The organism is Actinocorallia lasiicapitis, from assembly GCF_054778695.1.
Map to the genome: position 1 here is coordinate 1 of NZ_BAAGZI010000331.1, position 6,691 is coordinate 6,691.

The 6,691-nt window shown below is 70.1% G+C and carries 8 protein-coding genes, 1 pseudogene and 1 riboswitch; of the genes and pseudogenes, 8 read left to right on the plus strand and 1 reads right to left on the minus strand.

The features are described 5' to 3' along the window. From ACYVE7_RS26505 to ACYVE7_RS26535, 7 genes and pseudogenes are all read left to right on the plus strand, one after another. A pseudogene (locus ACYVE7_RS26505) lies at positions 1-331 on the plus strand (hypothetical protein); the annotation flags it as partial. Positions 332-384: 53 nt separating this feature from the next. Next, a complete protein-coding gene (rpe, locus tag ACYVE7_RS26510; protein ID WP_460368248.1) occupies positions 385-1,083 on the plus strand; it encodes a ribulose-phosphate 3-epimerase in 699 nt (232 codons plus the stop codon). Positions 1,084-1,220: 137 nt separating this feature from the next. Beyond that, positions 1,221-1,351: riboswitch (FMN riboswitch) on the plus strand. A gap of 98 nt (positions 1,352-1,449) precedes the next feature. Further along, positions 1,450-2,043: a riboflavin synthase gene (locus ACYVE7_RS26515; protein ID WP_460368250.1), complete on the plus strand. Its 594-nt coding sequence runs from the start codon at positions 1,450-1,452 to the stop codon at positions 2,041-2,043. Beyond that, on the plus strand, positions 2,040-3,251 hold the full coding sequence (locus ACYVE7_RS26520) for a bifunctional 3,4-dihydroxy-2-butanone-4-phosphate synthase/GTP cyclohydrolase II (RefSeq protein ID WP_460368252.1): 1,212 nt from the start codon (positions 2,040-2,042) through the stop codon (positions 3,249-3,251). The genes ACYVE7_RS26515 and ACYVE7_RS26520 overlap by 4 nt, the downstream gene beginning before the upstream one ends. Then, positions 3,248-3,724, plus strand: coding sequence for a 6,7-dimethyl-8-ribityllumazine synthase (ribH, locus tag ACYVE7_RS26525; RefSeq protein ID WP_460368255.1), 477 nt, complete (start codon positions 3,248-3,250; stop codon positions 3,722-3,724). Before ACYVE7_RS26520 ends, ribH begins: the two co-directional genes overlap by 4 nt. A gap of 191 nt (positions 3,725-3,915) precedes the next feature. Next, positions 3,916-4,791 carry an ATP phosphoribosyltransferase gene (gene hisG / locus ACYVE7_RS26530; RefSeq protein WP_460368257.1) on the plus strand — a complete coding sequence of 292 codons (876 nt, stop codon included), beginning with the start codon at positions 3,916-3,918 and terminating at the stop codon, positions 4,789-4,791. 7 nt (positions 4,792-4,798) lie between these two features. After that, entirely contained in the window at positions 4,799-5,248 is a 450-nt protein-coding gene (locus tag ACYVE7_RS26535; RefSeq protein WP_460368259.1) for a PH domain-containing protein, read from the plus strand. Here the strand turns inward: ACYVE7_RS26535 and ACYVE7_RS26540 are convergent. After that, on the minus strand, positions 5,245-6,342 hold the full coding sequence (locus tag ACYVE7_RS26540; protein ID WP_460368261.1) for a sulfite oxidase: 1,098 nt from the start codon (positions 6,340-6,342) through the stop codon (positions 5,245-5,247). The genes ACYVE7_RS26535 and ACYVE7_RS26540 overlap by 4 nt on opposite strands. A 112-nt stretch (positions 6,343-6,454) precedes the next feature. Here ACYVE7_RS26540 and ACYVE7_RS26545 point away from each other — a divergent pair. After that, on the plus strand, positions 6,455-6,691 hold a 237-nt coding region (locus ACYVE7_RS26545; protein WP_460368263.1), incomplete at its 3' end, for a nucleotidyltransferase family protein.

A 6,691-nucleotide genomic window follows, 5' to 3' on the forward strand; every position in this document is an offset into this window, starting at 1 on the left:
CGGGGGGCGCGCGCCGCGCGTCAGCACCGACCCGGGCGCGACCCTGTGCGGCCTGCTCGCCGGAACCCTCGCCGGGCTGTCGGCGATGACGGCCCGCGGCGGCTTCACCCCGGCCGGGTCCACGGCGCAGAAGCTGCTCAGGGTGCCGATCGGCCTGCTCGGCTTCCTGGTCGTGACGGGTGTCGGCCTCTTCTTCGGCCAGGGCGGTTTCATGAAGTTCGTCCTGTTCGCGGTGGCCGGTCTCTGGGCCACGTGGGGCGCTCCCGAAACCTTCGTCAAGCTCGGCATCGCCTTTCCCGGCGGCAGGCCGGCGGCACGCCAACCCGTCTGATCACCCGGCCGGGTGAGGCGGTGACCGGCGGGAACCCTACACTCGGAACCATCATGGGCATTCAGATCTCTCCCAGCATCCTGTCCGCCGACTTCTCCCGGCTCGCCGACGAGATCGGCCGGATCTCCGACGCGGCCGACTGGGTCCACGTCGACGTGATGGACAACCACTTCGTCCCGAACCTGACCCTCGGCCTGCCGGTCGTCGAGTCGCTGCTGCGGCACAGCGCGATCCCGCTCGACTGCCATCTGATGATCGACGACCCGGACCGCTGGGCCCCGGCCTACGCCGAGGCCGGCGCGCAGAGCGTCACCATCCACGCCGAGGCCGCCAAGGCCCCGGTCCGCACCCTGCGCCAGATCCGTTCGGCCGGGGCGCGCGCCTCGCTGGCGCTCAACCCGGCGACCGCGATCGAGCAGTACGACGATCTCCTTCCCGAGGTCGACATGGTCCTGCTGATGACGGTCGAGCCGGGTTTCGGCGGCCAGAAGTTCCTCGACATGGTCCTGCCGAAGATCCGCCGCACCCGCGAGATGATCAAGGGCCGGGAGCTCGACATCTGGCTCCAGGTCGACGGCGGGGTCGCGGCCGAGACGATCGAGGGCGCCGCCGAGGCGGGCGCGGACGTCTTCGTGGCGGGCAACGCGGTCTACGGCGCGGCCGATCCGGCCGAGGCCGTCCGCAACCTGCGCGCGCTGGCGGAGAAGGCCGCCCGCGTGGACCAGCCGTTCGGTTTCGGCGGAGCACGGTAACACAACCAAGCGCTCGCTTGGCCAAAAGTGGCCGTGGCATGGGTCACGTGGTCCCGGGAATGCCGGGCGTGGCAAACTGGTTGCAGAGTCAGGGTCCCGGAATGCCGGGGCCCGTTGGGTAAAGACATCGTTCAACAAAGCGTGCTCCGGGGTCGGTGTAATTCCGAACCGGCGGTGACAGTCCGCGACCCGGCCGAAGCCATCGGCCGGTTGATCCGGTGGGATTCCGGGACCGACGGTGAAAGTCCGGATGGGAGGCAGCGCGCGAGCCGAACCTTGCCAGGTGCTCTTCCCAGAGCGCCGTCTTCACGGCAGGGCCGGTTTGAGTACCCCCGGAGCTCCCCTTAGACCAAGGAGGACAGGGGAGTGTTCACCGGCATCGTCGAAGAACTCGGCGAGATCATCAGCAAGTCCGACGGCCCTGAATCGGCCGTCCTGGAGATCCGTGGCCCGCTGGTCACCTCCGACGCCGTGCACGGCGCGTCGATCGCCGTCAACGGAGTCTGCCTCACGGTCGTCGACCTCAAGGACGACTCCTTCACCGCGGACGTCATGCAGGAGACCCTGGAGCGTTCCTCGCTCGGCGCCCTGGTCCCCGGCTCGAAGGTCAACCTCGAACGCCCCGTCCGGCTGCAGGACCGCCTCGGCGGCCACCTCGTGCAGGGCCACGTCGACGGCGTCGGCCAGATCATCAGCCGTACCCCCTCGGAGAAGTGGGAGCTCGTCAAGATCTCCCTCCCGGAGCCGATCACGCGCTATGTGGTCGAGAAGGGCTCGATCACGGTCGACGGCATCAGCCTGACCGTCGTCGAGGCCGCGCGGGACTACTTCACCGTCAGCCTGATCCCCACCACCCTCGAACTGACGACCCTGGGTCGCAAGGGTCCAGGAGACCCCGTGAACCTCGAAGTGGACGTCGTCGCCAAGTACGTGGAACGCATGATCGGAGACCGGAAGTGACGATCTTCAACACGATCGAAGAGGCCCTTGCCGACATCGCGGCCGGGCGTCCGGTCGTCGTCGTCGATGACGAGAACCGCGAGAACGAGGGCGACCTCGTCTTCGCGGCCGAGCACGCCACCCCCGAGCTGCTGGCCTTCACGGTCCGGTACACCTCCGGGTACATCTGCGCGCCGGTGACCGAGGCCGACGCCGACCGGCTCAACCTCCCGCCGATGCACCACACCAACCAGGACGTGCGCGGCACCGCCTACACGGTGACGGTCGACGCGTCCGAGGGCGTCTCCACCGGCATTTCGGCGGCCGACCGCGCCCACACGATCCGGCTGCTGGCCGATCCGGCGACGGTCCCGTCCGATCTGCGCCGGCCCGGCCACGTCGTCCCGCTGCGCGCCAAGGACCAGGGCGTCCTGGTCCGCCGCGGCCACACCGAGGCCACGATCGACCTGGCCCGGATGGCGGGCCTGCGTCCCGCCGGCGTGCTCTGCGAGATCGTCAACGACGACGGCACCATGGCGCGGCTGCCGCAGCTCGAGGTGTTCGCCAAGGAGCACGACCTCAAGCTGATCTCGATCGAGCAGCTCGTCGAGTACCGCAAGCGCACCGAGACCCTGGTCTCCCGTGACGCCGAGACCACGATCCCGAACCGGTTCGGGCAGTGGCAGGCCGTCGGCTACACCTCGCGGATCGACGGTGGCGAGCACATCGCGATGGTCCTCGGCGACCTGTCCGACGGCCGTGACGTCCTGGTGCGGGTGCACTCCGAATGCCTCACCGGCGACGTGCTCCACTCCGAGCGCTGCGACTGCGGCACCCAGCTCGACGCCGCGATGGAGGAGATCTCCGCCGCGGGCCGCGGTGTCATCGTCTACCTGCGCGGCCAGGAGGGCCGGGGCATCGGCCTGATCGCCAAGCTCCGCGCCTACGCCCTGCAGGACGGCGGCGCCGACACCGTGGACGCCAACCTCGAGCTCGGCCACCCGGTCGACGCCCGCGACTACACCAACGCCGCCCACATCCTCACCGACCTGGGCGTGAAGTCGCTGTCGCTGCTCACCAACAACCCGGCCAAGACCGCCGCGCTCGCGGAGTTCGGTCTGGAGATCACCGGACGGGTGGCGCTGCCGGCCCGGGTCACCGAACACAACCGCCGCTACCTGACGGTCAAGCGCGACCGTCTCGGCCACGAGATCGAGGGACTGTCATGAGCGGCGCGGGACGTCCGGAGGACATCACGGTCGAGGCCGCAGGCCTCAGCCTCGGTATCGTCGCGACCCGCTGGCACGGCGACATCACCGACCAGCTCCTGGCGCGGGCGCAGGACGCCGCCAAGGCGTGCGGCGTCGACGCCCCGACCACCGTCCGGGTGGCGGGCGCGCTGGAACTGCCGGTCGTCGCGCAGCAGCTCGCCCGCACCCACGACGCGGTCGTCGCGCTGGGCTGTGTGATCCGGGGTGAGACCGCCCACTTCGACTATGTCTGCGACTCGGTGACCGCCGGCCTGACCCGGGTGGCCCTGGACGAGGGAACCCCGGTCGGCAACGGGGTCCTGACCACGGACAACCTCGCGCAGGCCGTCGCGCGGATCGGGCTGGCGGACTCCACGGAGGACAAGGGCTGGGAGTCGGTGGTGGCCGCGCTGGAGACCGCGCTCACCCTCAGGCAGCTCAAGGGCGAGTAACGCCCCGTGATAGTGTCCTGCCTGTTACGAGGACTTAATGAAAGGGATGGGAGGCGACTGTGGCCGCGTCACGCGAGGCTATGACCCTGCGAGGTAACGCGCATCACGGTCACATCCGCCATGGCGCGGAGCATCGCTCCTAACGAACAGCCCCCGCGGAATCCCTTCCATCCCTTTTGAAAGGCATCACCATGCTCTCCCTCGTCCTGCCCAAGGGCTCCCTCGAGAAGGCCACCTTCGAGCTGTTCGGCGCCGCCGACCTCACGGTGCGCCGCGCGAGCGAACGCGACTACCGCGCCTCGATCGACGACCCGCGCATCGACAAGGTCCGGGTGCTGCGCCCGCAGGAGATCCCCACCTACCTCGAGCAGGGCCTGTTCGACCTCGGCATCACCGGCCGCGACTGGATCACCGAGACCGACGCGGACGTCGTGTCGCTGGGTGAGCTGAAGTACTCCAAGGCCACCTCCAACCCGGTCCGCGTCATCATGGCCGTCCCGCAGGACGCGCCCTGGCAGAAGGTCTCCGACCTGCCCGACGGCGTCCGGATCTCGACCGAGTTCCCGGCGCTCACCGACCGGTTCCTGGCCAAGCACGGCGTCAAGGCGAAGACCTTCCCGTCGTACGGCGCGACCGAGGCGAAGGTCCCCGACATCGTCGACGTCATCGTCGACCTGACCGAGACGGGCTCCTCGCTCCGCAAGAACGGGCTGCGGATCCTCGACACCCTGCTGGTCAGCTACACCGAGCTGGTCGCCAACCGCGCCGCCTACGAGGTGCCGGAGAAGCGCGCCGCGATGGAGGACATCGCGCTGCTGCTCCAGGGCGTCATCCGGGCGCGCGGCCAGGTGCTGATCAAGCTGAACGTCGACGCCGCGCAGCTCCAGGACGTGCTGAGCGTCGTCCCGGCGATGGCGTCGCCGACGGTCACCCCGCTGGCCGGCGGCGAGATGTACGCGGTCGAGTCGGTGGTGGCGAAGGTCGGGATCAACGAGCTGATCCCGAACATCAAGTCGGCCGGCGGACGCGACATCCTCGAGATCCCGATCTCCAAGATCATTGACTAGTACGGCCGTGACCAGCGTTTCCGTACCCGTCACCTGGCGTCCGCGCCGGGCCCGCGCCGTCGCCCTCGTCATGGCGACGGCCGTCATGGCCCTCATGATCGTGCTGGCCTTCATCGTCGAGGGCTCGTTCAAGCTGCCCGACCGGATCGGCCTGGTGCTGTTCGGCGCGCTCGTCGCCGGGATCATGTACATCGTGACGCGCTCGCGGGCCACCGCGGACGCCGACGGGCTGACCGTGGTCAACCCGCTGCGCACCCACCGCCTGGCCTGGGCGGAGATCCTCGCCATCGGGTTCGAGCCGGGCCAGCCCTGGCCGTACCTGGATCTGGCGGACGGCCGCACCCTCGGAGTCCTGGGCATCCAGGGCTCGGAGGGACCGTCCGCCCGCGCCGCGGCCGACGATCTGCGGTCCCTGCTCGAACAGTACGGCGAGGCGCAGGAACCCGAGCGGGGCTAGATCACCGTCACGGGGTGGCGGACGATCGCGGCGAACTGGTAGCCGAGCGTGTTGTACGGCTGGCCCTTGGTCTGGGTGACGCCCTGCTCGTCCGTCGCCCGGGCCATCAGCTCGTGCGGGCCCCGCCGCTCCGGCCGCCAGGGCAGTTCCCACTGCGTCCAGGTGTGCGGGCGGCGGTCCCCGACGATCCGCGCCTGAATCCAGGACACCCCGCCGTCGCAGGAGATCTCGACCTGCCGGATCGCGCCGTTCCCCGACCAGGAGCGGCCGGTCAGCAGGTGTTCGCAGCCGACCGTCAGCCGCGCGCCGGGCGGCAGCTCGAACGCGCTCTTCACCGGCATCGTGGTCAGCGGGGCGCTGCCCTCGGCGGAATGGCCGAGCCCGTACAGCCGGTACAGCTCGGTCGACCAGGGGGAGTGCAGCTCGCTTGTGGAGACCTCGATGTCGCCGACCCATTTGATCGACGCGATCCCCACCCAGTCGGGCACGATCAGCCGGAACGGGTAGCCGTGCTCGGGGGAGAGCGGCTCGCCGTTCATCTCGTGGGCGAGCAGCACGTCCTTCAGCGCCTTGGCGACGGGCAGCGGACGGCGCACACGGCCGAGGTCGCGGCCGTCCTTGCGGTAGGGGTCGTCGAGGCCGCGCGCCATGACGTCGAGGGCGTCCCCGGTCAGGCCCGCGGCACGCAGCACGTCGGCCAGCCGGACCCCGCGCCAGCGGGCGACGCCGACGGCGCCGAGCCCCCACGGGGTGCCCTCGACCCGCTGGTTCTGCTGCGAGGTGAAGTAGCCGCGGCCGTTGCCCGCGCACTCGACGAACGCGGTCAGGTCCTCCTGCGGGAACGCGCGCAGGTCTTCGTAGGAGAAGGCGACGGGACCGTCGGCGAGGCCGTCGCCGTGCAGCCAGAGGGTCCAGGTGGTGACGTCGATCCGCGGCACGTTGGTGTGGGTGCGGACGAAGAACTGCTCGGTGGGCGTGTGGTGGCCCGCGCCGCGCAGCGCCTCCCACCTCGTCTCGAGGTTGCCTCCGTCGCGGCGGACGCGCTCGCGTCGGGGCCATGCGTAGGCGGCCTCGTCGGTGAGTTCGTCGGACATCGTCACCTCCCGCCGTCCACCAGGATGCCGCCTGTATTCCTATAAAGTCAATCGGGAATCGGGATAATTCGGGTTCCGTGAATGGTCAGACCGTACGCGTTATCGTGCTCTGATGGGGAAGATCGCGGGAATCCTGCTGGCCGCGGGTCCCGGCGGCCGGTTCGGCACGCCGAAGGCCCTCGTCGAACTCGAAGGGGAGCGCCTGGTCGACCGGGGCGTGCGCACGCTCAAAGCGGCGGGCTGCGCGCCGATCCTGGTCGTCACCGGGGCGGCGCCGGTCGAGGTGCTGGGCGCGCTCGTCGTGCCGAACGCGGACTGGCGGGACGGGATGGGCTCCTCGCTGCGCGCG